Annotated in this window: 20 protein-coding genes; 16 read left to right on the top strand and 4 right to left on the bottom strand. The window is 64.0% G+C overall.

The window, feature by feature from the left end; translation table 11 throughout:
• The first annotated feature begins 501 nt into the window (after positions 1-501).
• The 12 genes from DB708_RS22415 to DB708_RS22360 all read left to right on the top strand — a co-directional run bounded on the left by DB708_RS22415 (position 502) and on the right by DB708_RS22360 (position 12,788).
• Complete coding sequence (locus DB708_RS22415) at positions 502-1,269, top strand: MlaE family ABC transporter permease (RefSeq protein WP_108925682.1); 768 nt, start codon at positions 502-504, stop codon at positions 1,267-1,269.
• Complete coding sequence (locus tag DB708_RS22410) at positions 1,266-2,114, top strand: ABC transporter permease (protein WP_108925681.1); 849 nt, start codon at positions 1,266-1,268, stop codon at positions 2,112-2,114. The genes DB708_RS22415 and DB708_RS22410 overlap by 4 nt, the downstream gene beginning before the upstream one ends.
• A 4-nt stretch (positions 2,115-2,118) precedes the next feature.
• Positions 2,119-3,387: an MCE family protein gene (locus DB708_RS22405; protein WP_108925680.1), complete on the top strand. Its 1,269-nt coding sequence runs from the start codon at positions 2,119-2,121 to the stop codon at positions 3,385-3,387.
• Positions 3,384-4,412, top strand: a complete 1,029-nt coding sequence (locus tag DB708_RS22400; protein WP_108925679.1) for an MCE family protein — start codon at positions 3,384-3,386, stop codon at positions 4,410-4,412. Before DB708_RS22405 ends, DB708_RS22400 begins: the two co-directional genes overlap by 4 nt.
• The gene (locus tag DB708_RS22395) at positions 4,409-5,584 is read left to right on the top strand and encodes an MCE family protein (protein ID WP_110980746.1); all 1,176 of its coding nucleotides are present in this window, start codon (positions 4,409-4,411) and stop codon (positions 5,582-5,584) included. Before DB708_RS22400 ends, DB708_RS22395 begins: the two co-directional genes overlap by 4 nt.
• Positions 5,581-6,936: an MCE family protein gene (locus tag DB708_RS22390; protein ID WP_108925711.1), complete on the top strand. Its 1,356-nt coding sequence runs from the start codon at positions 5,581-5,583 to the stop codon at positions 6,934-6,936. The genes DB708_RS22395 and DB708_RS22390 overlap by 4 nt, the downstream gene beginning before the upstream one ends.
• Positions 6,933-8,054 carry an MCE family protein gene (locus DB708_RS22385; RefSeq protein ID WP_108925678.1) on the top strand — a complete coding sequence of 374 codons (1,122 nt, stop codon included), beginning with the start codon at positions 6,933-6,935 and terminating at the stop codon, positions 8,052-8,054. The genes DB708_RS22390 and DB708_RS22385 overlap by 4 nt, the downstream gene beginning before the upstream one ends.
• Positions 8,054-9,523, top strand: coding sequence for an MCE family protein (locus DB708_RS22380; protein ID WP_108925677.1), 1,470 nt, complete (start codon positions 8,054-8,056; stop codon positions 9,521-9,523). Before DB708_RS22385 ends, DB708_RS22380 begins: the two co-directional genes overlap by 1 nt.
• A gap of 17 nt (positions 9,524-9,540) precedes the next feature.
• A complete protein-coding gene (locus DB708_RS22375) occupies positions 9,541-10,218 on the top strand; it encodes a tetratricopeptide repeat protein (RefSeq protein WP_108925676.1) in 678 nt (225 codons plus the stop codon).
• Positions 10,215-10,820 carry a hypothetical protein gene (locus DB708_RS22370; protein ID WP_108925675.1) on the top strand — a complete coding sequence of 202 codons (606 nt, stop codon included), beginning with the start codon at positions 10,215-10,217 and terminating at the stop codon, positions 10,818-10,820. Before DB708_RS22375 ends, DB708_RS22370 begins: the two co-directional genes overlap by 4 nt.
• Before the next feature lie 14 nt (positions 10,821-10,834).
• Entirely contained in the window at positions 10,835-11,329 is a 495-nt protein-coding gene (locus tag DB708_RS22365; protein ID WP_108925674.1) for a CAP domain-containing protein, read from the top strand.
• 67 nt (positions 11,330-11,396) lie between these two features.
• Positions 11,397-12,788 carry an MBL fold metallo-hydrolase gene (locus tag DB708_RS22360; RefSeq protein WP_108925673.1) on the top strand — a complete coding sequence of 464 codons (1,392 nt, stop codon included), beginning with the start codon at positions 11,397-11,399 and terminating at the stop codon, positions 12,786-12,788.
• 154 nt (positions 12,789-12,942) lie between these two features.
• Here DB708_RS22360 and DB708_RS22355 read toward each other — a convergent pair whose 3' ends face one another.
• Both DB708_RS22355 and DB708_RS22350 read right to left on the bottom strand, forming a co-directional pair.
• Positions 12,943-13,161, bottom strand: a complete 219-nt coding sequence (locus DB708_RS22355) for a hypothetical protein (protein WP_108925672.1) — start codon at positions 13,159-13,161, stop codon at positions 12,943-12,945.
• Positions 13,162-13,274: 113 nt separating this feature from the next.
• Complete coding sequence (locus tag DB708_RS22350; protein WP_108925709.1) at positions 13,275-17,477, bottom strand: bifunctional nitrate reductase/sulfite reductase flavoprotein subunit alpha; 4,203 nt, start codon at positions 17,475-17,477, stop codon at positions 13,275-13,277.
• 338 nt (positions 17,478-17,815) lie between these two features.
• Between DB708_RS22350 and DB708_RS22345 the strand changes: the two genes are divergently transcribed.
• Together DB708_RS22345 and DB708_RS22340 are read left to right on the top strand one after the other, a co-directional pair.
• Positions 17,816-18,283, top strand: a complete 468-nt coding sequence (locus DB708_RS22345) for an LppP/LprE family lipoprotein (RefSeq protein ID WP_108925671.1) — start codon at positions 17,816-17,818, stop codon at positions 18,281-18,283.
• 306 nt (positions 18,284-18,589) lie between these two features.
• Positions 18,590-19,987, top strand: coding sequence for a nitrate/nitrite transporter (locus DB708_RS22340; RefSeq protein WP_235616899.1), 1,398 nt, complete (start codon positions 18,590-18,592; stop codon positions 19,985-19,987).
• Positions 19,988-20,005: 18 nt separating this feature from the next.
• On the opposite strand, the gene DB708_RS22335 is transcribed toward DB708_RS22340, so the two are convergent.
• Positions 20,006-21,955, bottom strand: a complete 1,950-nt coding sequence (locus DB708_RS22335) for an acyl-CoA dehydrogenase family protein (RefSeq protein WP_108925669.1) — start codon at positions 21,953-21,955, stop codon at positions 20,006-20,008.
• A gap of 99 nt (positions 21,956-22,054) precedes the next feature.
• On the opposite strand from DB708_RS22335, the gene DB708_RS22330 reads away from it, so the two are divergent.
• Together DB708_RS22330 and DB708_RS22325 are read left to right on the top strand one after the other, a co-directional pair.
• Positions 22,055-22,777: a VIT1/CCC1 transporter family protein gene (locus DB708_RS22330; RefSeq protein ID WP_108925708.1), complete on the top strand. Its 723-nt coding sequence runs from the start codon at positions 22,055-22,057 to the stop codon at positions 22,775-22,777.
• Positions 22,774-23,904: an esterase-like activity of phytase family protein gene (locus DB708_RS22325; RefSeq protein WP_108925668.1), complete on the top strand. Its 1,131-nt coding sequence runs from the start codon at positions 22,774-22,776 to the stop codon at positions 23,902-23,904. Before DB708_RS22330 ends, DB708_RS22325 begins: the two co-directional genes overlap by 4 nt.
• Here the strand turns inward: DB708_RS22325 and DB708_RS22320 are convergent.
• Positions 23,863-25,878: ATP-binding cassette domain-containing protein (locus DB708_RS22320; protein ID WP_235616896.1), on the bottom strand; the 2,016-nt coding region annotated here is incomplete at its 5' end. The two genes, DB708_RS22325 and DB708_RS22320, sit on opposite strands and share 42 nt — an antisense overlap.

The following is a 25,878-nucleotide window of genomic DNA, read 5'->3' as shown; positions in this document are numbered from 1 at the left end:
GCTCGTCACCGACTGTTGCATTCCGCGGCTGTAGCAAAATCCGATCGTGGCCGTGAACGCTCGAGTAGGTGTCGCCCGTGACGGACAGAAATTCGCATATCGGTTTCAGTCTCGGCGCCGGTGAACGGTCTTTTATCGATTCCTGCTGTCGCCGCGCCCTTTCCATTGCACGCTTCGCGAACCGCTGGCCGGGCCGTCGCCGCGGTCCTCCCTCAGGCGCGAGACCGCTTCTCCGATGCTGCTCAGCTAGCGATTCGGCACGAACGTCCGTCGGACGTTATCGCCATCCGCCAGATTTCTTCTGGTTGATTGCAACCCTAACGTTGGGTATCGCTGTGCCCGTAAATTGCACCGATGTTCTATGTGTGCAAACAGGCAGTGCGGTCCACATGTAAACAATGCTGATCCTTCTGGGTCGGACAGTTACCAGCGGGTAAAAGGCATTACGAATTTGGGGGACCGCATGAGCCAAATGGGCCGTCGATGGTCTGGGCAGGTTCTATGAACGGCGCGATCGTCGCGAAGCCGATGAACGCGCTGGGTGAGTTCTTCATGCTCAGTGCCGAAGCATTGGTGACTGCGCTGCGCCGGCCGTGGGCCTGGCGCGAGATTCTCGAACAGATTTGGTTTGTTGCCCGGGTATCGATCTTCCCGACCATCATGCTGTCGATTCCGTACACGGTGCTGATCGTGTTCGTGCTCAACATTCTGCTCGTCGAGATTGGTGCCGGGGATTTGTCCGGCGCCGGGGCCGGGCTGGCCTCGGTGACGCAGGTCGGGCCGGTTGTCACGGCGATGGTTGTCTCGGGCGCCGGTTCGACGGCGATGTGCGCCGACTTGGGCGCTCGCACCATCCGTGAGGAAATCGACGCGATGAAGGTCATCGGCGTCAATCCGATTCAGGCACTGGTGGTTCCACGGATCATTGCTGCCACCTTCGTCGCGGTCCTGCTGTACTCGGTCGTCGCGGTCACGGGGCTGACCGGCAGCTACATCTTCGTGGTGTTCGTCCAGCACGTGACACCCGGAGCGTTCATTGCGGGCATGACACTGGTCACCGGGCTTCCGCAGGTGGTGATCTCGCTGATCAAGGCGACGTTGTTTGGGCTGTCTGCCGGTTTGATCGCCTGCTACAAGGGCTTGTCGGTGGGCGGCGGCCCCACCGGCGTCGGCAACGCGGTGAACGAGACCGTGGTGTTTTCCTTCATGGCCTTGTTCTTCATCAACATCGTGACTACCGCGCTCGGAGTGAAAGTGACTGCCAAATGACCGATCTCGCACGCGGGCCATCGTGGTTGGACACTTTTGGCCCGAGACTGGTTGCTGGCACCCGCAAGCTGGGTGAGCAGACCGAGTTCTACGGAAAGTCGTTGGTTGCCACCGTCGACGCGGTTCGGCGCTACCCCAACGAGCTGCTGCGGCTGATCGCCGAGATGGGCATGGGCACCGGCGCATTGGCGGTGATCGGCGGCACCGTCGGCATCATCGGCTTCCTAACTTTGACGACCGGCGCTCTTGTCGCCGTGCAGGGATACGACACGCTGTCCAACATCGGCGTCGAGGCGCTGACCGGATTCTTATCGGCATTCTTGAATGTCCGTATGATCGCGCCCTGCACGGCCGGGCTGGCATTGGCGGCCACGATCGGTGCCGGTGCGACCGCGCAGCTGGGCGCGATGCGCATCAACGAAGAGATCGATGCTCTGGAAGTCATGGGCATCCGGTCGATCACCTACCTGGCATCCACCCGGATTATCGCCGGCGTGCTGGTGGTGATCCCGCTCTACGCCGTCGCGGTCCTGATGTCGTTTATCGCGGCGAAGTTCCTCACGATTTACGCCTACGGCCAGTCCCGGGGCGTCTACGAACACTACTTCTCCACCTTCCTGCGTCCCAGCGACCTGATGTGGTCGTTTCTATCGGCGCTGACGATGGCGACAGGTGTGATGGTCGTGCACACCTACTACGGCTTTACCGCGACAGGTGGTCCCGCGGGTGTGGGAGAGGCTGTTGGTCGTTCAGTGCGGTCATCGATGATCGTCACGGCGTTTGTGTGCCTGATGATTTCGCTGTCCGTCTACGGGCAGTCCGGCAATTTCAACCTGTCGGGGTAGCCGGATGACCAACCACAGAGAGAACGAACCCGCACGGCGAAACAGGGTCCGCAGCAGCAAGATTGACCCCATCTGGTGGGCGCCGACCTTGTTCATTGTTGTCGCGGGGCTGATCGCAGTGACCGCGGGGGCGTTCTCCGGAAAGTTTGCGGACTTCATCCCGTTGACGCTGGTGTCGGACCGGGCCGGGCTGGTGATGGAACCGGGTGCCAAGGTGAAGTTGCGTGGTGTGCCGGTCGGTACGGTCGCGTCGATCGGCACCGACGTGAAAGCGGCTCAGCTGCAGTTGAAGATGGACCCGGGCCCGTTCAAGTATCTGCCGAGCAACCTCGAGGCCGAGGTCAAGTCGACCACCGCGTTCGGATCCAAGTATGTCGACTTGATCGTGCCCGAGCAGGCCAGCCATACAAGTCTGCAGCCCGGCGCTGTGCTGCACTCCCGCAATGTCACCGTCGAAGTCAATACGGTTTTCCAGAATCTGCAATCCGTGGTCCAGGCGCTGGACCCCGCGAAGCTGAACTCGATCCTGTCGGCGTTCGCACAATCGGTGCGCGGTAAGGGCGACCGGCTCGGCCAGGCGATCACCAATGCGAACAACATACTGCTCACCGTCAACCCGCGGATGGACACTATCCATCGGGACTGGCAGCTTTTCGGCAAGACCACGGCCATCTATTCCGATGCGGCGCAAGACATCCTGTCGATCCTCGACTCGGCGACGACCACCAGCGCCACCCTCACCGAAAACCAGCGCTCGCTCGACTCGCTCCTGCTGTCCGCGATCGGCTTCAGCCAGACCGGCATCAATGTCATCGGCAGAAACGAACCCAACATCGTGCGGTCGATGAATCTGCTCGACCCGACGCTGACTCTGCTGAACAAGTATTCGCCGACCTACACGTGCCTGTTCCAGGGTGCGCAATGGTATGTCGACCATGGCGGCCGAGACGCGCTGGGCGGCAACGGGCATTCGGTAATCCTCGACGCCGCGCTGCTCTTCGGCGACGACCCGTACCGGTACCCGAAGCACCTGCCAAAGGTGAATGCCACGGGCGGCCCGGGCGGCCGGCCCAGCTGTGGCTCGCTGCCCGACCCGAGCGCGAACTTCCCGGTGCGTGCGCTGGTCACCGACACCGGTTGGGGTGCGGCGCCGAACGAGATTCGCACCAACGTGGCCGCTGGCAATCCATGGTGGGGCAACTGGTTCCCGACCACCAAGAATCCTCCCGAGCCGCCACGCTACTTCTGGCGCGGGGGGCAGCCGCCGCCATGAGAAGAAAACTGTCAAGCATCATTGCGCGGGTCGCGATCTTCACGGTGGTGTGCCTGCTCTTCACCTTTACGTTGGTCGCGGTGTTCGGGCAGCTGCGCTTTGAGGACCGCACCGACTATTCTGCGGTCTTCACCAACATCTCCGGTCTGAAATCCGGCAACTTCGTTCGCATCGCCGGGGTGGAGGTCGGCAAGGTCGGCGACCTCGACCTGCATCGCGACGGCACGGTCACCGTCGGCTTCGCGATCGACAGGGGAATACGGCTCAGCGAGGGCACCAAAGCCGTCGTGCGGTACGAAAACCTGATTGGTGACCGGTATCTCGCGCTAGAAGAAGCTCCCGGACCGCCGCGCCGGCTGCCGGCGGGGGCAACGATTCCGCTGGCGCGAACGTCGCCCGCGCTCGACATCGACGCACTCATCGGGGGCTTCCGCCCGTTGTTCCGGGCGCTGGATCCCGATCAGGTCAACGCGTTGTCCGGTCAGTTGCTGCGCATCTTCCAGGGCCAGGGCGGCACGCTAGCCTCCGTGCTGTCGCAGACCTCGATACTGACCTCGACGCTGGCCGGGCGCAGCGAGTTGATCGGCGAACTGATCACCAACCTGAACACCGTGTTGCACACCTTCGCCGCGCGCGACCACGAGTTCTCCGACGGTTTGGACAAGCTGGCCCAGCTCGTGGAGGGTTTGGCGCAGCGCAAGGACGACATCTCCACGGGGCTGGCGTACATCAACGCGGCGGCCAGCTCGGTCAGCGATCTGCTTGTGCAGTCCCGCCAGCCGATCAAGGACGTGGTGCACGAGACGGATCGCATGTCCGGGCAGGTGCTTTCGGACCGCGACTACTTCGACAAACTTCTCAAGGACCTCCCCGATATCTATCAGGTGCTGGCCCGCCAGGGTCTCAATGGTGACTACTTCGGCTTCTACTTCTGCGAAGTCCTGCTCAAGGTCAATGGCAAAGGGGGCAACCCGATATTCGTCAAGCTCTTGGACCAGCCCAGCGGGCGGTGCACGCCGCAATGAAGCTGAAGCTGCAGACGCTTGGCCGTCGGAGTCCCTTCATGTTGGGGGTGATGGGCACCGCGATCTTGACCTGCGTGACCGTCGTCGCCTTTCAATACAACAAGCTGCCCTTCGTCAAGAACACGGACGATTACGCCGCCTATTTTCCGGAGGCGGGTGGCATCAAACCCGGTAGCACGGTGCGGGTTTCGGGGATGGGGGTCGGCAGGGTCTCCGACATCCGGCTCGAGGGCACCAAGGTCCGGGTGGGCTTCACCGTGCGCCAGGGCATCGTGCTGGGCGACCGGACCGAGGCGGCGATCAAGACCGAAACGATCCTGGGCTCCAAGATGCTTGAGCTTACGCCGCGTGGGGAAGGGCAGCTGTCGGGCACCATTCCGCTGACACGTACTCACTCGCCCTATGACCTTCCCGACGCGCTGGGCGACCTGACGACCACGATCAGCGGCCTGGATACTGCCCAATTATCGTCGGCCCTAACAACATTAGCTAATACATTCAAGGAAACGCCGGCAAACCTACGACCCGCATTGGAGGGCGTGGCCCGCTTCTCGGACACCCTCAACGGTCGTGACGCACAGCTGCGGAACCTGCTGGGCAATGCCAACAAGGTGTCGACGGTGCTGGGCAAGCGCAGCCAGCAGATCGCAGGCCTGGTGTCCAATTCCAACGCGCTGTTAGCCGCACTGCTTGACGAGCGGGATTCGCTGGACGCCCTGATGAACAATCTCACCGCGGTGTCGCATCAGATCTCCGGGCTGGTCAACGACAACAGAACCCAACTCAAGCCGGCCCTGGACAAGCTCAACGGTGTGCTCGAAATCCTGGACAACCGTAAGGAAGATATCCAGAAGACCCTGCCCAAGTTCAAGCGATACGCGATGTCATTTGGTGAATGCTTAGGCTCCGGTCCATTTTTCAAGGCATACGTGGCCAACCTGGTTCCCGGCCAGATCGGTGGGCCGGTCCTCGACGCAGACATGTACGACCGCTTCCTGGATCCCAACCAAAAGCTGCCCTCCGAGGCGGTGGACCCGCCAACCGGAACGCCACCCGTGCCGCCGGAGAACGCACCGGTCCCGCTGTGGTCGCAGCCGCCGTCACCGCCGCCCTCGACGCCGCCGGTGCGGACCATCCCGCCGCCCTCGCCCCACGATTTCGACGGGCCATGACCATGAGTCGAGACACCGTACGCAAAGCAACAGCGGTCAGCCTGGTGCTGACGCTGGCCGTGGCGTCGTTCCTGGTCGGCAAGAAGTTGTGGCAAGACGTCGAAAGGAACACGTACTCGGCGTATTTCACCGAAGCCAACGGGTTGTTCGTGGGTGATGAGATTCGGATCCTCGGCGTCGCTGTCGGTGTGGTGGACAAGATCGAACCGCAGCCTGCCAGCTCTAAGGTGACGTTCTCGGTTGACAAACAGTACTCGGTTCCGGCCGATGCGCGGGCCGCGATTCTGTCGCCTTCGCTGGTGACCTCGCGGGCAATTCAACTCGTACCCGCGTACTCCGGCGGGCCCAGATTGAGCCCCGGCGCGTCGATCCCGCTGAATCGCACCGCGGTGCCAGTCGAGTGGGACGATTTCCGCAGGCAGCTGGAGAAGCTGACCGATGCGTTGCAGCCCACCAGCCCGGGCGGGGTGAACTCCGTCGGCGAGTTCGTCAACTCGGCCGCGGACAACCTGCGCGGCCAGGGAGACACCGCTCGCGACACCGTCATCAAGCTCTCCCAAGCCATCTCGGCGCTCGGCGATCACGCCGACGACATCTTCAGCACGGTGCGCAATCTGCAGCTGCTGGTGTCGGCGCTGTACTCCAGCAGCGATCTGCTGGCTGCCTTCAATCAGAACCTGGCCAGCGTGACGACGGTGCTGACGAATAGCCCCAATGAAATCGGCAGCGCGCTAAAGGGTCTCGACGGGGCGTTGACGGATGTCCGCGACTTCCTCGCGGAAAACCGCGAAGCAATGGGCGTCACATTCGACCGGCTCGGTTCGATCACCACCGCGCTGAACGACAGCCGGGGCGATATCAAGCAGATCCTGCACATCGCGCCGACGGTGTTTCAGAACTTCCTGAACATCTACCAGCCCGCTCAGAGCGCGATGACCGGCATCATCGCGCTGAACAACTTTGCCGACATCCCGCAGTTCATTTGCAGCTCAATCGAAGCGGCGTCCCGCGCGCGCCTGGCCCGGGTGTCGAAGCTGTGCCTGCAGTACATCAACCCGATCATCAAAAACCGGATCTACAACTACATTCCCGCAGGGATCAACCCGTTTGTCGGGACGCAGGCGAGGCCCAACGAGATCACCTACAGCGAGGATTCGCTTCGGCCCGGAAACCCGCCGCCATCGGACGTGCCGCCGCTACCCGGGCCACCGCCACCGGACGCGCCGCCGCTACCCGGGCAGGCCGGGCTCGCTGATCAGCCGCCACCGGTCGAGGCGCCGTCACCGAATGCCGGGATGAGCTCGATCCAAGTACTGCAGAACCTGATGTTGCCGACGGGGCCTCCGTCATGAGACGCGCGATAGCCGTAGTGCTGAGTCTGGTGTGCATCTACGCACTTTCGGCGTGCGGCTGGCGTGGTCTGAATTCGTTTACCCTGCCCGGTACTTCTGGTGGCGGGCCGGGCGCCTACACGATCCAGGCGCAAATGCCCGATGTGGTCACCATTCAGCAAAACACCCGTGTTCGGGTCGATGACGTCAATGTCGGCAACGTCACCAACATCGAGCTGCAGGATTGGCACGCACTGGTCACCATGCGCATCAACGGCGACGTCCGGCTACCGGCGAATTCGACCGCAAAGTTGGGCCAGACCAGCCTGCTCGGTTCGATGCACATCGAGCTCACGCCGCCCAAGGATGAGCCGCCCGTCGGCCAACTCAAAGACGGATCGGTCATCGCGTTGTCCCGGGCGAGCTTGTATCCGAGTACCGAGCAGACGTTGGCGTCGGTGTCAATCCTGCTCAACAGCGGGGGAATTGGGCAGTTGCAGGAGATCAACCAGGCCATCGCCAAGGCATTCGCGGGCCGTGAAAACGACATGCGCAGCCTGCTGACCCAATTGGACGTGTTCATCGCGAAGACCAACGACCAGACCGACGACATCGTCAAGGCCAGCGAGAGTCTCAACGCCTTAGCGGGGCAGGTTGCCGCCAAAGATCTAGTCGTCGACAAGGCGCTGACCACGGTGCCCAAAGCGCTTGCCGTATTGGCGGCGGAACGCGCCAAGATCGCCGATGCGATCGACCAGGTCGGCAAGTTCAGCGCGGTCGCGGCCGACACCATTCACCAGAGCAGGGAGTCTCTGGTCAACAATCTTCGCAATATCGCACCGGTACTGCGCTCCCTTGCCGACGCGGGCCCCTCGCTGACCCGGGGCCTGGACGGCTTGGCGACCTACCCCTGGCCGACATCCACGGTGCGGAACTGGTTTCGCGGCGACTATGCCAACCTCACCCTGGTCGTCGACTTGACCCTGAGCCGCATCGACCAAGGGCTCTTCACCGGCTCGCGGTGGGAAGGGAACCTGACCCAACTCGAAATGCTGTGGGGGCGAACCATCGGCATGCAGCCCAGCCCGGTCACGGGAGGCAACCCGCTGACCTACCCGTATCACTTCGGGGGGTACTGATGCTGCGCCTCAATCGCAGAACCTGGATCCAGTTGGCCGTGTTGACCCTGGTGACCGTGGTTTCTTGTGGCGCAATGGCGTTCAACTTCATGAAGCTGCCCGCGACGTTATTCGGGATCGGGGAGTACAACGTCACCGTCGACCTGCCCCAGTCGGGCGGGCTCTACCAGACTTCGGTCGTCACCTACCGCGGCACTGACGTGGGCCAGGTCAAGTCGGTCGAGGTCACTGCCACCGGGGTGCGGGCGGTACTCGCCATGAGATCGGGGGTCAAGGTGCCTGCCGATGTTCAGGCTTCGGTGCACAGCCGCTCGGCGATCGGTGAGCAATACATCGACTTGACCCCGCAACAGGGCAAGGATGGCGCCCAATCGCGGATGCTGCAGGCCGGCGACGTCATTCCAGCCGGCCACGTCGATGTGCCCGTCGACATCGGACACCTGCTCGACCTGACTAATCGTGCGCTGCAAGCGATTCCGCGGGACAACCTGCGTACGGTGATCGACGAGAGCAACCGGGCGGTCGGAGGCCTTGGTCCTGAGCTGTCCCGGATCGTGGACGGATCAACCACGTTGGCCATTGCGGGTGGCCAGACCATCGACCCGCTCGCTTCCTTGATCGATCAGTCCCCGGCGGTGCTGGACTCACAGGTGCAGACGTCGGATGCGATTGCCACGTGGGCCAGTAGAACATCGGCACTGATGGCGCAGTTCAAGGCGCAGGATGCGGCGGTGCGGGATCTGTTGACGCAGGGCACTTCCGGCATCGAGGAAGGCCGCGCATTGCTCGACCGGGTGTCGCCGGCGTTGCCGGTGTTGTTCGCCAACCTGGTGAGCCTCGGCGACATCGCCGTCGTCTACCGCCACGACATCGAACAACTGCTGGTGCTGCTTCCGCAGGGCATCGCGGCCATGGCCGCGATCATCGTGCCGAGCTCGAACACCAAGCAGGAGTATCGCGGCGCGCAACTGGACTTCAACCTCAACATCAACTTGCCGCCACCTTGCACCACGGGGTATCTGCCCCCGCAGCAGCGCCGTTCACCGGCCAGCGTCGATGCTCCGGATCGCCCGGCGGCGGACCTGTTCTGCCGGGTGCCGCAGGATTCGGAGTTCAATGTGCGTGGGGTGCGCAACATCCCGTGTGAGACCAAGCCGGCCAAGCGTGCTCCCACCATCGAGATGTGCGAGAGCGACGAGGAGTATGTGCCGCTCAACGATGGCTACAACTGGAAGGGCGACCCCAACGCCACCACGTCGGGCCAGGGTGTCCCGATGTATCCGCCGGGACAGGATCCGCGGCTACCACTGCCACGGGGCACCGCGCCGTCGACCCCGCCGCTTTCCGTGACCACCTATGACCCGGCCACCGGTGACTACATAGGTCCCGACGGAAAGCGCTACACCGAATCCGACTTGGCGCACCCGCGTGCCAAAAACTGGCAGTCGCTGCTGGTGCCGCCAGCCTAGGAGTGTGAAGGAGAAACATGACCGACGAGCCTGACACCCCCGAGACCGAAAAGGTCACTGAGTCAACGACTGCCGAAGTCGACGACTACGACGGCGCGCAAGACGACGGCGCTGCACCGGTCGACGAGGCAGCACCGGTTGACGAGGCAGCAGAAACTGAAAGCGAATCCACGGGCCGGCTCGCCCGCTTGCGGCACCGGGCTCGCCCGCGGCCCCTTTCGCGCGTCGCGACCGCGCTGGTCGCCAGTGCCGCGATCGTGGCGGTGCTGAGCGGATTGGCGGGCTGGGTCGGATATCGCGCTTACGAAAGGCATCAAGCCCAGGCGCAGCGCGATCTGTTCGTCCAGGTCGCACGCCAGGGCGCGGTGAACCTCACGTCGATCAACTACACCGAGGTCGACGCGGATGTGCAGCGAATCCTTGACATCGCCACCGGAGCGTTCCGTGACGATTTCGAGCAGCGGGCCAAGCCGTTCACCGAGGTCGTCAAGGCGGCGCAGTCGAAATCAGAGGGGACGGTCACCGATGCCGGTCTGGAATCCCAGCGGGGCGACTCCGCCCAAGTCCTGGTCGCGGTCGCGGTGAAGTCGCGGACGGCGGGCGGCGAAGAAGCGCCGCGGGAATGGCGGATGCGCATCGAGGTCCGCTCGGTCGGCGACGACGCCAAGGTGTCGAACGTGGTGTTCGTGCCATGACGACACTTCGCGACGACATCGAGAACGGCACCCCCGACGAGGAGATCCTCGAGGAGGCAACAGATTCCATCGAGCCGACGGATGCGGCCTTAGCGGAACCCGCGCATGAGCGGCGGGCGATCCCGTGGTCGCGGGTGCTTGCTTACGGGGTGTTGCCGGCGATCGCATTGGTGCTGGCGCTGGGCGCCGGCTACTTCCGATGGGTCCTCGGCTCATCCGATGAGCTGGCACTGGCTCGCACCGAATCGGTCCGGGCGGCAAGCGAAGACGCCGCCGCATTGCTGTCGTACCGGGCGGACTCGGTCGACAAGGATCTCGGTGCGGCACGCGAACGGCTGACCGGCGAGTTCAAGGACGCCTACACCGCGCTGATCCACGAGGTGGTGATCCCGGGTGCGAAAGAAAAGCGCATCTCGTCGGTGGCGAAAGTGAGTGCGGCGTCCTCGGTTTCGGCAGCCGCCGACCATGCGGTGGCTCTGCTGTTCGTCAACCAGACCGTGACGATTGGCGGCGGATCTCCCACCGATACCCAGCCCGTCATCAAGGTGACGCTGGACAAGGTCAATGGCCGATGGCTCGTCGCGCGCTTCGACCCGGTGTGATTCGGGGAGGTTAGATGACCGGATGGATACGCTTGCTGCCCGTCGTCGTGATTCTTTCGGCGGCGTCAGGATTAGCGGTACCGGCCGCGCATGCCGACAACAAGCGGCTCAACAGTGCCGTCGTCTCGGCCGTCTACACCCTGCAGCACCAGGCGGGCTGCACCAACGACGTCATCCGGAACAATGCGCTGACGCTGGCCGCGCAATGGCATGCCGACGACATGCTTAACAATCGAAACATCAACGGCGATAACGGATCTGATGGTTCGACACCACAGGATCGCGCCAACGCGGCCGGCTTCCGCGGCAGAGCCGCCGAGACGGTAGCGATCAATCCGGCTATCGCCATCAGCAGCCTGGAACTGGTCAACCAGTGGTACTACAACCCCGACGACATGGCGATCATTCGGGACTGCGCCAACACAAATATCGGGGTGTGGTCGGACAACAGCCTAGACCGCACCGTCGTGGTCGCCGTGTACGGTCAGCCCACCCCGCCAACGCGGTAGGCGTGCCGTTCGAAGTATCCGCAGTTCAGGACCTCTGACCGGAAGTGGACTAAAGGAGGACCACCCGATGATCTTTACCCAGCACTATCTGGACTGCCTGTCACAGGCGTCTTACCTTATCGGCGATGAAACCACCGGCCGCGCAGTCGTTGTCGATCCACGGCGGGATATCGGCATCTACCTTGAGGAAGCGGCACTAAACGGGCTCCGCATCGAACGAGTCATCGAGACCCACATCCATGCAGACTTTCTCAGCGGTCACTTGGAGTTAGCACGGGCCACCGGGGCGGTAATCTCATTCGGCGACAAGGCGCATGTTGAATTTCCGATCGAGCCACTGCGTGACGGCCAGCGAATCGCACTGGGAGAAGTGATATTCGAGGTTCTTTCGACCCCCGGCCACACTCCCGAGTCCATCTCGATCGTCGTTTACGAGCATCCCGACGACGAGGTACCTTACGGCGTTCTCACCGGTGACACGTTATTCGTTGGCGACGTAGGACGTCCAGACCTTTGCTCGTCGGACGGCATAACCGCGGAAGAGCTCGCTGCCTCGCTCTACCGATCGCTGCACGACAAGCTGCTGAAGTTGCCCGACGACACGCGGGTATTTCCTGCTCATGGCGCCGGGTCCTCGTGCGGCAAAAGTCTTTCAAGCGAGACCAGTTCGACGATCGGCAAGCAAAAAGAAACCAACTATGCGCTGAAAAAGACCGATGTCGACGGATTTGTCGCCGCGGTTACCCAAGGGCAGTCGGTGCAACCGCCGTACTTCGAGTATGCGTCGCATTGCAATGCTCAGGCCCACCCACTGCTTCAAGACGATTCTCCGCCACTCCTCGGTATCGGTGACGTGCTCCAGCACTCCGCGGCAGGGGCGATTCTCCTGGACACCCGCCCACCGGGCGACTACGCATTGGGCCACCTCCGCGGTGCGATCAATGTCGGCCTGCAGGGACGTCTCGCCGAGTGGGCGGGCAACGTGTTGTCATCGGAGCGCGACATCGTGCTCGTTGGCGACCCGGTTCACGCACGCGAGTCCAAGGTCCGCCTGTCGCGCGTGGGATATGATCGCGTCATTGGCCAATTACGCGACCTTGCAGAGGTTGTCGCGGGTCGGCAGGATCTCGTAATAGCCGCGTCGCGGTTGAGCGTGCACCAGCTCGCCGGACTGCGCGACCGTGGATCGCGCCTACAGATCGTCGATGTGCGCGGCCCGGCAGAAGTGGAAGAAGGGGCCATCCCCGACGCCCTCAAGATTCCGCTGCCGGCGCTCGTTGACTCACTTGCGACACTCGACAAAGCGATTCCAGTCGTTACCTACTGTGCCAGCGGCTCACGCTCAATGGTGGCCGCCAGTGTGCTTCGAACGTCAGGCTTTAACGACGTGTCGGACGTGTTGGGAGGATATGGTGCCTGGGCTGACGCCGACCTGCCTACATCGGGCGGCATGAAGTGAGTTCTACCAACGAGTTCTTCCGCTACTGGCCGTCAGTTCTTCTTCAGTTTCTCGGCGAGCATCACGATAGTGCCCCTGGGACCTCGGATTCGTGTCATTCGATCCAGTCCCCAGCCAGGTCACGCCACGCGAATTGAGGGGATCGGCTGCCGCCCTAGCCCGCCTCGGCATCGAGCGGCTGCAAGTCCGCGGCGGCGTCGCGCTCGCGTGCCTGGGTGCGTAGCGCGCGCCAGCGCTCACGTGTCAGGTGTTGCGTGTAAACCTTGTCGCGCTGTGCCTGGGAGAACGCCCAATCCAAGTTGACGGGCAACCCTGCCCAGGCGACTTGCGCCAGCGGCGATTCATGGTCGCCCAGTCGGTCCTCGGTTGCCATGTGGGCACCCCTTCATCGAGTACGCACCAAGTTGTTGAGCACATGGTGCGACAGCGATGTTTCGGCCGCGGGTGTGCCGCGTTTCGGCCGTATTACGGGTTTAGCAAGGTGACTCAGTAGACATCGCGGTGGTAGCGCTTATCAGCGCTCAGCGACTGGACGTAAGCCGTGGCCGCGTCCGGGTCGAGGTTGCCGTGCTCGGCCGCGATGTCGCAGAGCGCTCGATCGACGTCTTTGGCCATCGGGTCGGCGGTGCCGCAGACGTAGAGTTGTGCGCCGTCCTGCAACCAGCTCCAGAGCTGGGCCCCGCGCTTGCGCATCAGGTGCTGGACGTAGACCTTCTCGGTCTGGTCCCGGGAGAACGCGAGGTCCAACTCGTTGAGCACCCCGTCGTTACGCATCTGCTCGAGCTCGTCGCGGTAGTAGTAGTCGGTCTCGGCGTGCTGCTCGCCGAAGAACAGCCAATTGGCCCCCGTGTGGCCGAGCGCTCGGCGCTCCTGCAGGAAGCCGCGGAACGGCGCGATACCGGTCCCGGGGCCGACCATGATCATCGGCGTGTCCGACTCACTCGGCGGCCGGAAATTGCTCGATTGCTGTAGATAGACCGCGACTCGATCGCCGGGGGAGCGGTCGGCGAGGTAGGTCGAGCAGACCCCGCGCCGTGGGACGCCCTGGTAGTTGTAGCGCACCGGTGAGACGGTCAGATGAACTTCCCCCGGGCACTCTTTGGGGCTCGACGATATCGAGTACAGCCGCGGCTGAAGGCGTTTGAGGACTCTCAGCCACTCGTGGGCCGATGCGGCGACCGGCAGCGTAGCCAGTAGGTCCACGGACTGGCGTCCCCAGATCCAATTGCTCAGCTCGGCTTTGTGTTCCGGCCTCAGCAGCTGTGCGAGTTTGGCGTTGCCGGTGCGCTCCTGCACGAACCGCACCAGGTCCCGGCTGATGTGGGCGATCTCGATTCGTTCGGTGAGCGCGGAGCGCAACGACATCAGGCCGTGTTCGCCCACCTCGACCGGTGTCTGCGCGTCCAGTCCGGTGACCGACAGCCATTCGTCGACCAGCTGGTCGCTGTTGCGCGGCCACACCCCGAGCGCGTCGCCCGCTTCATAGCTGGCGGTCTCGTCGGAGAGGTCAAATACGATCTGCCGCACGTCTTTTGCGGAGCTCGGTCCACTCAGCGTGGTGTTGCGGATCATGTCGGTGACCAGCGGGCGCTTTTTGTTGTAGGTCGGTGTCTCGGGACGGGTTGCCGGACGCGGCGCGGACGTAGCGGGCGCCGGCGCGTTGCCGCCCTGGCCGACCCGGGTGGGCGTGCGCGTCAGCGCCTCGATCACTGCGCCCAGCCAGCTGCCGGCGGCTTCCTCGAAATCGGGCTCGCAGTCGACGCGGTTGACCATGCGGGTCGCGCCCAGCTCCGCCAGCCGTTCGTCGAGTTTGCGCCCGTATCCACAGAAGTCGTCGTAGTTGGAGTCCCCCAGGGCCAGGACGGCGTAACGGGTATTGGTGAGCTGCGGTGCGCCGTCTCCGCTGAGCGTCCGCCACAGTCCGGTGCCGTTGTCGGGTGCTTCGCCGTCACCGGTGGTGCTCGTGACTATCAGCAGCTCTTGGGTTGTCGGCAAGTCGGCCAACGGGAAGTCGTCCATGCCGTGCAGCACGACGGGCAGCTGGGCCGCGCCGAGCTGGGCGACGATATCGGCGGCGAGTTCCTCGGCGTTGCCAGTCTGCGAGGCCCACAACACCACCACCGGAGCTTGCTTCGGCTTGGCCTCGGCTCGCGGGGGCTTGGGCGGCTGCGCCGGCGCCTCGATGGCGCCCGATGCCAGCGCTACCGTGGGCATCGAGGCAGGCACTTCAGTACGCGCGAACATCCCCGCGAGCAGGCCGTCCACCCACAGCCGGGTGGTGGTGTCGAGCGGGGCGTTGAGCGGCAGGGTCGGCACTCCGACGGCGCGCCGACCGGCCTCCGAGCGCAATCCGGCTAGCACCCCGGCAAGGTAGCTGCGGCCGAGCGGGCCGAGCACAGGAGTCGGTTCGTTTGCCACACCGAGAATTTCGGCGATGGCGTCAACTTGGGACAAGCTGATTTCCGTAACCTCCGTAGGTGCGGGTGCCGCAGTGTGGGTGGCCGCCGAGGGTGCGGGCTCGGTGACGAAATCCGCAGTGGTGGCGGCGATCTTCGTGATGGTGACCGCACACGCCTTGAACTCCGGTTGGTAGGACACCGGATCCACCGCGTCGTTGGTAACGGCGTTGATCGACAAGTATTCGCCGAAGGCGTCGTTCCAGTGGAACGGCGCAAAGCAATTGCCCGGCCGCACCCGGTCCGAGACCACCGCAGGCAACACGGCACGGCCACGGCGCGAAGCGATTTCGACCTGATCGTCATCGCTGATCTCGAGCCGCGCGGCATCCTCAGGATGGATTTCGACGAACGGTCCGGGATTGAGCTTGTTGAGTTTGGCGACCTTGCCGGTCTTGGTCATCGTGTGCCATTGGTGCGGCAGGCGCCCGGTGTTGAGCAGGAACGGGTAGTCGTCGTCCGGCATCTCATCGGGCGACAGGTGCGGCCGGGCGAAGAACATGGCACGACCGCTCGCGGTGGGGAAGACCAGCCGCGGCGCGCTGCCGTCCTCGCGGACCATCCGGGTCTGGCTGACACCGTCGTTCAGGTAGCGAATGGGGTTGCGGTCGTCGGTGCTCCCGGGTGGGCACGGCCACTGCAGCGGCGTCTGCCGCAGCAGGTCGTAGCTCGCGCCGCGCAGGTCGTAGCCGGTCCTGGGGTTCCAGAATCCCTTGATCTCCTCGAATATGTCCTCGGCGGAGTCATAGTTGAAGTGATCCGAAAAGCCCATCTCGCAAGCGATGCGGGCGATGATCTGCCAGTCCGGCATCGCCTGGCCGGGCGCCCGAACGGCCGGCTGGAACAGCGTCATGTTGCGCTCGGAGTTGATCATCACGCCTTCGGACTCTGTCCACAGGGCGGCGGGCAGCAATACGTCGGCGTAGCCGTTGGTCTCGGTCTCGAAGAACGCGTCCTGGGCGATCACCAGCTCCGCGCTCTCCAGGCCTGCCAACACCGTCTTTCGATTGGCAACGCTGGCAACGGGATTGGTGCAGATGATCCAGCAGGCTTTGATCTCCCCATTGGCCATGCGGGAGAACATGTCGACGGTGCCGGTACCGACCTCGCTGCGCAATGATCCGCGGGGGATGCCCCACTGGTCCTCGACGAAGTCGCGGTCAGCCTGCGACGTCACCGCGCGCTGGCCCGGCAGACCCGGCCCCATATAACCCATTTCGCGTCCGCCCATCGCGTTGGGCTGGCCGGTGAGTGAGAACGGGCCGCTGCCCGGCTTGCAGATCGCGCCGGTTGCTAGGTGCAGGTTGCAGATCGCATTGGTGTTCCAGGTGCCGTGCGTGCTTTGGTTGAGCCCCATCGTCCAGCAGGTCATGAAGTTTTCGGCTTCGCCTATCCAGCGGGCGGCGGTACGGATGTCTTCGGCTGGGATGCCGGTGGTTTCGCTGACGTTGTCGGGGGTGAACTGCTCGAGGAAACTGGACATCTCTTCCCAGCCCTCGGTGAACTCAGCGATGAATTCGGGGTCGGTGTGGCCGTTTTCGACGATCAGGTGCAGCAGCCCGTTGAGCAGTGCGAGGTCCGCGCCGGATGAGATCTGCAGGAAGAGGTCGGCTTTCTCCGCGGTTGCGGTGCGCCGCGGGTCAACCACGATCAGCTTGGCGCCGGCCTTGACACGCTCCATCATGCGCAGGAACAGAATTGGATGGCAGTCAGCCATGTTGGCGCCGATGACGAAAAAGACGTCGGCCTTTTCGAAGTCCTGATAGGAACCGGGCGGCCCGTCCGCGCCGAGTGACAGCTTGTATCCCGAGCCCGCACTGGCCATGCACAGCCGTGAGTTTGACTCGATCTGGTTGGTGCGGATGAATCCTTTGGTCAGCTTGTTCGCCAGGTACTGCGCTTCCAGCGACATCTGCCCGGACACGTACAGGGCGAAGGAGTCCGGGCCGTGCTCGTCGACGATTGCGCGCAACTGCTTCGCGGACTGGGTGATCGCGGCGTCGACATCGATCGGGGCAAGGGATTCGCCGCGCTCGGCGCGCCAATGGGCTGACTCCATCCGCCCGGGGGCGGCCAGCATGTCTGCGGTGGTTGCGCCTTTGGTGCACAGCCGGCCGAAGTTGGCGGGGTGAGTCTTGTTTCCAACAGATTTCGCGACGTGACGGCGGTCGCTCTGGGGATCGGTTGTGATCTGAAGCACCATGCCGCAGCCCACGCCGCAGTAAGCGCACATGCTGTTCACGGTGTCCTGACCGTGCTCCGCAGTCACGCTTACTTCCCTCCTTTCGAGCGCGCAAGGGTCTATCCGCTAAATCGTGCGACAAGGATGTTTCGGCGTCGGGCGTCCGATGTTTCGGCCGTTTTACGGCTTCCTCTCACCGGATCCAGACTGATATGTGAAGTGTCTGGAAAAGCCCGTCGCCAAGCGTGTAACCGCAGGTCAGCATCGATCTGCGATTGAGGCCAGATTACCCGCGGGTCTTTCGAAATTCCCTATCAGAACAGGTGTTCCGACGAAACAAATGGGACATTCACAGTCTTCGCTAAGCTCACAATGTGCATCGTCACTTTGTGATTTTTCTGGTTTTGTTGGCCGCGGCTTGCGGAGGAAAGCCCCCGACACCGGCGGCGTCGCGGGCCGATACCTGCAAAGATTCCGACGGGCCGAGCGCCGACACGGTGCGCCAGGCGATCGCGTCGATTCCGGTCGAGATTGCGGGCTCGAGCTGGGTTGAGATCGCCCGCGGACACGCCAAGAAGTGCAGGTTGTACTGGGTGCAGGTGATTCCGACCATCGCGAGCGAGTCGACTCCCCAGCAGCTCGTATTCTTCGACCACAACCGGTCGTTGGGCACGCCGACGCCAAAACCCAAGCCCTACATCACCGTGCTGCCCGCGGGCGACGATGTGGTCACGGTGCAGTATCAATGGCAGGTGGGCAACGAAGAACCCTGCTGTCCCAAGGGAATCGGGACGGTCAAGTTCCAGATCGGGCCGGACGGCAAGCTGCAGGCACTCGGCAAGATTCCGCACCAATAGGTTTATCGCACATAATGTTCCGATATTTCGCCGTATTCGGTCTCGGTATCGAAGCGATTGCAGTGCCCGGCCCGGAGCATGCATCCAGTATTTTTTCAGGAATTCACCAGGAATTTCGGGCCGACAATGTCAGCTACCCGCCTGCCGGCCTGGCACCCTGGAAGGCCGGTGTAGCGCCCGGATGTGAGGAGAGTGATGGGACCGCAGGTGCTGCTGCACGGCGAAGGATTGCCGCGCGCCTCATCGACGGCAGCAGCCGTCCTGCAAGTCAATTGGCGAGTCAACATCCTTCGAATGGTCAAACGAGTGGGTAGATCTCGTCACCTGTCCCATTGGGACGCAGAAGACCTGGTGGCCTGGGAGGCGGGTGGCAACGCCATCGCGCGACGCAACCTGTTCTGGTCTGCCGTCATCGTGCATCTCGGTTACGCGATCTGGGCGCTGTGGCCGGTGATGGCACTGTTCATGCCCAGGGAGGTCTACGGCTTCTCTGCCGGCGACAAGCTGCTGCTCGGCATGACCGCCACCTTGGTCGGGGCGTGTCTGCGCCCGACGTATGCCGTGGCCACCGCAATATTCGGCGGCCGCAACCTGGCGGTGTTCTCGGCGTTCGTGCTGGTGATTCCGGTGATCGGCGCGATGGTGTTGCTGGCTCATCCGGGTCTGCCGCTGTGGCCTTACCTGGTGTGCGCGGCGCTGTCGGGCATGGGCGGCGGTAACTTCGCGGCCTCGGCGAGCAACGCCAACTCTTTCTATCCGCACCGACTCAAAGGCGCGGCGCTGGGGATTGCCGGTGGGATCGGCAATCTCGGGGTGCCGATGATTCAAATCGCTGGACTGGTGGTTATCGCCATCGCGGGCGACCGGCAGCCGTACTGGGTGTGCGGCCTGTATCTGGTCTTGTTGATCACCGCGGGCGTGGGCGCCACCTTCTTTATGAACAACGTCGCCCAGCACCGAGTGGAACCGAGCCGGCTGCGCTCGATCCTGTCCGCGGTGGTCTCCACTCGTGACACCTGGCTACTCTCGCTGCTCTACCTCGGGACCTTCGGCTCGTTCATCGGATTCTCGTTCGCATTCGCTCAGGTACTGCAGACCAGTTTCGTGGCCGGCGGACAAGCCACCTCCCAGGCCTCGCTGCACGCCGCCGAATTAGCCTTCATCGGACCGTTGCTCGCCGCGCTGGCCCGCGTGTACGGCGGCCGGCTGGCCGACCGGATAGGCGGCGGACGCGTCACGTGCGCGGTCTTCGTCGCGATGATTCTGTCCGCCGCGATGTTGATCACCGTTGGCACCCTCGAGGATCCGCACGCGGGTCCGGTCAGCGGCTCGGCGATGGCCGGTTACGTAGCCTGCTTCATCGCCTTGTTCACCTTGGCCGGGCTGGGCAACGGATCGGTCTACAAGATGGTCCCGACGGTTTTCGAAACGTGCAGCCAGACATTGCATATGAGCGAAGCCGAACAGCGGCAGTGGTCGCGCCTGATCTCGGGTGTCGTCATCGGATTCGTCGCCGGCTTTGGGTCGTTGGGTGGCGTCGGCATCAACGTGGCACTGCGGCAGTCCTATGTCAGCACCGGCACCATGACGTCGGCGTTCTGGATCTTCCTGTCCTTCTACGTCTTTGCCGCCGTGCTGACGTGGGTCAGGTACGTACGCCGACCGTTGAGCACTTCTGCCCAACAGGCTGTCGGAGCCGGTTGAGCCGACCGCGATTCAGTCTCAGTCGGAGTCGGTCAGATTTTCCGGGTGCAGCATCTCGGCGTGGCGTAACGGCTCCGGGATGCCGAAGCCGTCGACCAGGGTCTCGGCGTGCGGGCGTAGCGCCCGGCACCGGTCGTTGATTCCGCGGGTGACCGCCTTAGCCCGCCCGGTGGACAGATATCCGTGCTCGATGTACCAGGCCTTGTCCTCTTCGATCACCGACAGCGCGTACAGGTCGCAGATGATCTCCAACAGCTCACGGGCTTCGGCATTTTCGCACGCGTCGATGCCGGCGACGAACGCTTCCAGCACGACCCGGTCGATGTGCGCGCTGGCGGTGTGCAGCACGTGGTCCTGCACCGCATTGAATGCGTCGAACGCCGACATCTCCTTTGACTTGCCCTGTAGGCGCCGCGCGACCGAGGACAGCAGGTATTCCTCGCGTGCTTCGAACATGTTCACCTGGGTACCGCGGTTGAACAGGCTGCCCTCTTCTTCGCTGTCCTGACGGGCGTCGACGATCCTTTGCATAATCGCCTCGGCCGCAGTCCGTTTCATTACCCGATCGCCGACGGTGTTGGCGGCAAACCATACCCAGTCGACCGGACTCATACTCTTGATGTCGTCGGCGTAGGCGGTCAACAGCTCCTTGGCTACCAGCTGGGTCAGCACGTGATTGTCACCCTCGAAGGTGGTGAACACGTCGGTGTCGGCTCGCAGTGCGATCAACCGGTTCTCGGCCATGTAGCCGGCGCCGCCGCATGCTTCCCGGGCTTCCTGAATGGCCTTCGAAGCGTGCCAGGTGTTGGCCGCCTTCAGGCCGGCGGCCCGTGATTCCAGCTCACGCTGTTCCTCGGCGTCGGGGAAGTCCGACGTCTGCAGGTCGTGACACTTGGCCACCAGCTCATTCTGCGCGAACTGCAGCGCGTAGGACTTGGCTATCAACGGGAACAGCCGCCGCTGATGCACCAGGTAGTCCATAATCAGCACTTCACTATCTTCGTCATCAGGCGCGCTGAACTGCCTGCGCTGCAAGGCATATCGAGTGGCGATATCCAGCGCGACGCGTGCGGCGTTGCCCGCGCTACCGCCGACCGTGACCCGGCCGCGGATCAGGGTGCCGAGCATCGTGAAGAACCGGCGGTTGGCATTGTCGATCGGCGAACTGTAGCTACCGTCGGCTGCGACGTCACCGTACTTGTTCAGCAGATTTTCGCGCGGTACGCGAACGTGGTCGAACATGATGCGACCGTTGTCGACACCGGGCAGGCCGCCCTTGTAGTCGCAGTCCGACGTCGTCACGCCGGGCAGGTCGTTACCGTCGGCGTCGCGGATCGGTACCAAGACGCAGTGCACGCCGTGATTGACCGGCTTGCCGTCTTTGGTGGTGATCAGTTGTGCGAAAACCGATGCCATGGTTGCGGTTTCGGCGGCGCCCCCGATGTAGTCCTTGCGGGCGGACGGGGTCGGGGAGTCGACGATGAACTCTTCGGTCTCGGGGTCGTAGGTCGCGGTGGTCTCCAGCGACTGGACGTCGCTGCCGTGCCCGGTTTCGGTCATCGCGAAACAGCCGCGCAACTCGAGGCTGATGATTTTGGGCACGTAGGTCTCGTGGTGGCGCTCGGTGCCCAGGTTCTCCACGGCGCCGCCGAACAGCCCCCACTGCACGCCGGCCTTCACCATCAGCGATAGATCCGACATCGCCAGCATCTCGATCATCGTGACCGCCGCGCCCACGTCGCCGGTGCCGCCGTGTTCCTTGCGGAACGAGTCGGCGGCGGCACCGAACGCGGCCATGATCCGCATTTGCTCGGCAACCTTGGTGCGTGCGATCACCGTGTTCGGGGTGTAGTGCGGGCGGAATAGGTCCTCGGTCATCGCGGCCCGCATCCGGTTCTTCACGTCGCGCCAACGCCCGTCCAAGGCGTTGCGCAGATATTCCGCAGTGTTCGTCGTGTCAGGCGCCATACCCGACGGTAACCTGCCGTCCGCGTCGCGGGAATAACCAGTGGTGGCGCTGTGGGGAAGGTCGGTGCGCACGCGACCGGATCGCGATTAGATGGCGACATGTCACAGCCCGACACCTCATCTCCGAACCCGGCGTACGACGTCGGTCACACCCACCCCGATGTCAGCGGAGGCTGGCTGCGAGCTGCCACCTTCGGCGCCATGGACGGCCTGGTCAGCAACACCGCCCTGATCGCCGGGGTGGCCGCCGGCGAAAGCGCCCACACCACCCTGGTCAGCGGCATCGCCGGCCTGCTCGCCGGCGCGTTCTCCATGGCACTGGGCGAATACTCGTCGGTGACCACTTCGAACGAGCAGATCGACTCCGAGGCCCACGTGGAACGCCGCGCCCTGCGCCGCCACCCGAGCGCCGAGCGGGCCGAACTCGTCGACATGCTCGTCGACATGGGCATGAGCAAAAAGACGGCCGAGACGGCGACCGACGAGATCCACCGGGACGAGAACCGGGCGGTCAACTTCCATCTCGTGCAGGAGATCGGTCTGGATCCCAGCGAGAAGCCCTCGCCGCGGCTGGCCGCGTTCGCGTCTTTTTTCATGTTCGCGATCGGCGCCGTCGTTCCCTTGATCCCTTACCTGCTCGGATATGGATTCCTGGCGCTGGGCCTGGCATGCGGCGGGGTCGGTCTGCTGATCGCCGGCGGCCTGACCGCTCGGTATACCCGCAAACCGGTGTGGTGGGCCGCGGGCCGGCAGCTGTTGTTCGGCGGGGTCGCCGTCGCGGCCACCTATCTGCTCGGTCTGCTCGTCGCGGCGGCGATGTGACGTCGGCGCTGGGCAGGTTGCCGGCGCTGGCGGTGCTGTGCCTTGGCTGGCTGCTCGCCGGCTGCGACTCGGCGCCCCCGCCGGCGCCGTCGAACACGCCGCGACCAGTGCTGGCTTATCTCGGTCAGGCGCAGCTCGCGTTTGGCGCCACCTTCGCGGACACGGTGGTCGGCGGGTTGTCGGCGATCAGCTACGACGCGGGACGCCAGCTCTATTACGTGATCAGCGACGACCGCTCGGAGAAAAGTCCCGCTCGGTTCTACACCGCGCAATTGTCCTTGTCGGACAAGGGAATTAACCGTGCCGCCATCACTGGCATCCACCCGTTTCTGGACCAGTCGGGTCAGCCGTTTCGGCCATTGATGTTGAGCACCACGCCACCGGTGGTGCCTCCCGACCCCGAGGGCATCGCCTTTGATCCCATCCGCCAACGGCTCTATTGGAGTTCAGAGGGTGAGCGGTTGCCCGAAGGCCCGGTGCTGCTGGACCCGTGGATCAGGACCGCGGCACTCGACGGCGGTTATCTGGGCCAGTTCACCTTGCCGCCCAATCTGGCCGTGTCCGCGCAACAGACCGGACCGCGGAGTAACCGGGCGCTGGAGGGGGTGACACTGACGCCCGACGGCCAATCACTGTTCGCCGCAATGGAAGAACCGGGCTACAACGACGGACCCGAGACCGGCGACGGGCACCGGGTCCTGACCCGGTTCACCAAATTCGACGTCGCCACCGGAACGCCTACCGCCCAATACGCGTATCCGATGGACGCGCCCACACCGCCCGTCGACGAGAACGGCGTCTCGGATCTGGTCGCGCTGTCGGACACGGCGTTCCTGGTACTGGAACGGACCATCGCCGTGCCACCGGAGATCCGGGTTTATCGTGTCGAAATCGGCTCCGCCACAAACGTATTGAACATGCCGTCGATCATCGGCGTCGCGGTGACGCCGATGGCCAAATCCTTGGCCGTCGACATGAACACGATGCCGGGGCTCTCGCCACTGGGCAACATCGAAGGCATAACGCTGGGACCGAAGTTGGCCGATGGCCGTCAATCCGTGGTGTTGGTCAGCGACAACGACTTCTCACCGAGGAAGGTCACTGCCTTCCTGCTGTTCGCGATGTAGTGGCCGCTTGCGAATTTCGCGGATGGGCGGCCGAAGCCGGAATCGGACAAAACCGGCCCACGCCGCGCCGAAGACGGCGAGCACGGTCATGTCGAACATCCACCAGCCCGCGTAGTGGGTCCACGTCAAGATCTCGGTGGCCTGGGTGTCGACCCGGTGTAGGTCGACGGTCGAGGCTGAGGCCGCGAAGCCCCACTGCGCCGGGATGAACCAGGAGATCTGGTCGTAGCCCCAGGTGCCCACCAGCGTGATCAGGCCGCCGGCGAACAGCAGCGACGCCAGGATCACCGGCACCACCAGTGGCACAACGTTTCGCAGCGACTTGCCCACCGTCGACAGTGCCAGTCCGACGATCGCCGAGACGATGGCCGTCAGCGCCACGCTCATATACAGCTCGGCGGTGGCGTTCTCTAGTAAGACGGCACCGTGCACGGGCCTGCCCATGTCGGCGATGACGATGGTGAACGCGATGGCGGCCAGGATGGCCGCGGCGACGCTGAAGACGAGGATCTTGGCCGCCAGATAGGCGGACGTGGAAAGCCCGACTGCTTGCTCGCGGCGAAAGACGCGTCGCTCGCCAACCAGCTCGCGAACGGTCAGCGCGGTACCCAGGATCACCGCGGTGATGTTCAGCGCCGCCAGAATCTCGACGGCTTCGTGCGGATTGTGGCTGCGTGCACCGGGGCGGGCTAGGCCGGAATCACCTGGAATCAAAAGAGTTAACGCCGCCAATGCAAACGGCAGCGCGATCAGGAACAGAGCGTAGACGGGATCGGCGACCAGCAGCCGTACTTGCCGACGCGCCACCAACCAGCCTTGCCGGGTCATCGTGAGCGTTAGCGGCGGCGGCCACGGTTCGGAAAGCTCGGACGGTTCCGGCGGGCCTTGTGCCTGTTGCCGGGCGCTGAACGTGCGGTGCGCACCGTCGGGATCGGCATTAATCCGCGCGAGAACTTCCGCCCAGTGGGCGGTGCCCATCGCGGACTCGATCTGCTGGGGAGCTCCGGCGAAGGCCATGGTCCCGGCGGGCGTGAGCAGCAATACCTGGTCGCACATGTCGAGGTGGGTCAGCGATGTGGTTGCCAGCACGACGACACAGCCGAGGTCGGCCTGGCGTCGCAGCACCGACATCACGTGCGCTTCCTGCGTCGCATCCAGGCCGGCGCTCGGCTCGTCGACCACCAGCAGCGTGGGTCTGGTGATTAGTTCGATCGCCACCGATGCGCATCGGCTCAGCTCCGGCGATAGTTTGCCGATCCGAGTCTTGCGGTGCGCAGTCAGCTCGAGTTCTTCGAGAACCTGGTCGACCACTCGCTGCCGGTGCTCACCGGAGGTGTCTGGTGGCAGCCGCAGTTCCGCGGTGTAACTGAGCGCCTGTTCGACGGTCAGCCGGCGGTGAATTCGGTCCTCTCGCGGCACGATTCCGATACGGGTGCGCATGGATTCGGGTTCGGCGTACACGTCGTGGCTGTCGACAGCAACCAGCCCGGTGCTGGGTCCCTTGGTGCCGGCGAGCACCCCGAGCAGCGTCGAGTTGCGGGCGGCCGACGGGCCGGCGACCGCGGTCAGCGTGCCCGGCCGCGCCGTGAACGAGATATCCCTGAGTAGTTCGCGCCCGTCTGCGGTGAGTCCCAGCCGGTACGCGTCGACGCCGACCGTGCGTGCCGCGGCCTTGAGCGGCAGCCGATAGGTCGTGTTGGGCTCTTCGGTGCGGACGCTGGGGCGACTCGCCCGCAGTTTGCGTGTCGCGTCGGTCACCCGCTCGATCAGGCCGCGGCTTTTGGGCTGTTCGTCTCCCTGTTCCGCCGGTGGCGGCGACTCGAATGGCGCGGGCGGCGTCGGGGGCGGACCCACCGGCGGCGGCGCCATCGGTGGGATCGGGCGCTCGGCCGTCGGTTGTCGCGAGGGGGCGATCCGCATGCGCTGGGTGCCCCGCTCGGTTGGGACCTGCGCAGGCGCAGGTGGTGGCATCGG

The organism is Mycobacterium montefiorense, from assembly GCF_003112775.1.
GTDB lineage: Bacteria > Actinomycetota > Actinomycetes > Mycobacteriales > Mycobacteriaceae > Mycobacterium > Mycobacterium montefiorense.
This window is presented reverse-complemented; position numbering and strand designations above follow the sequence as displayed.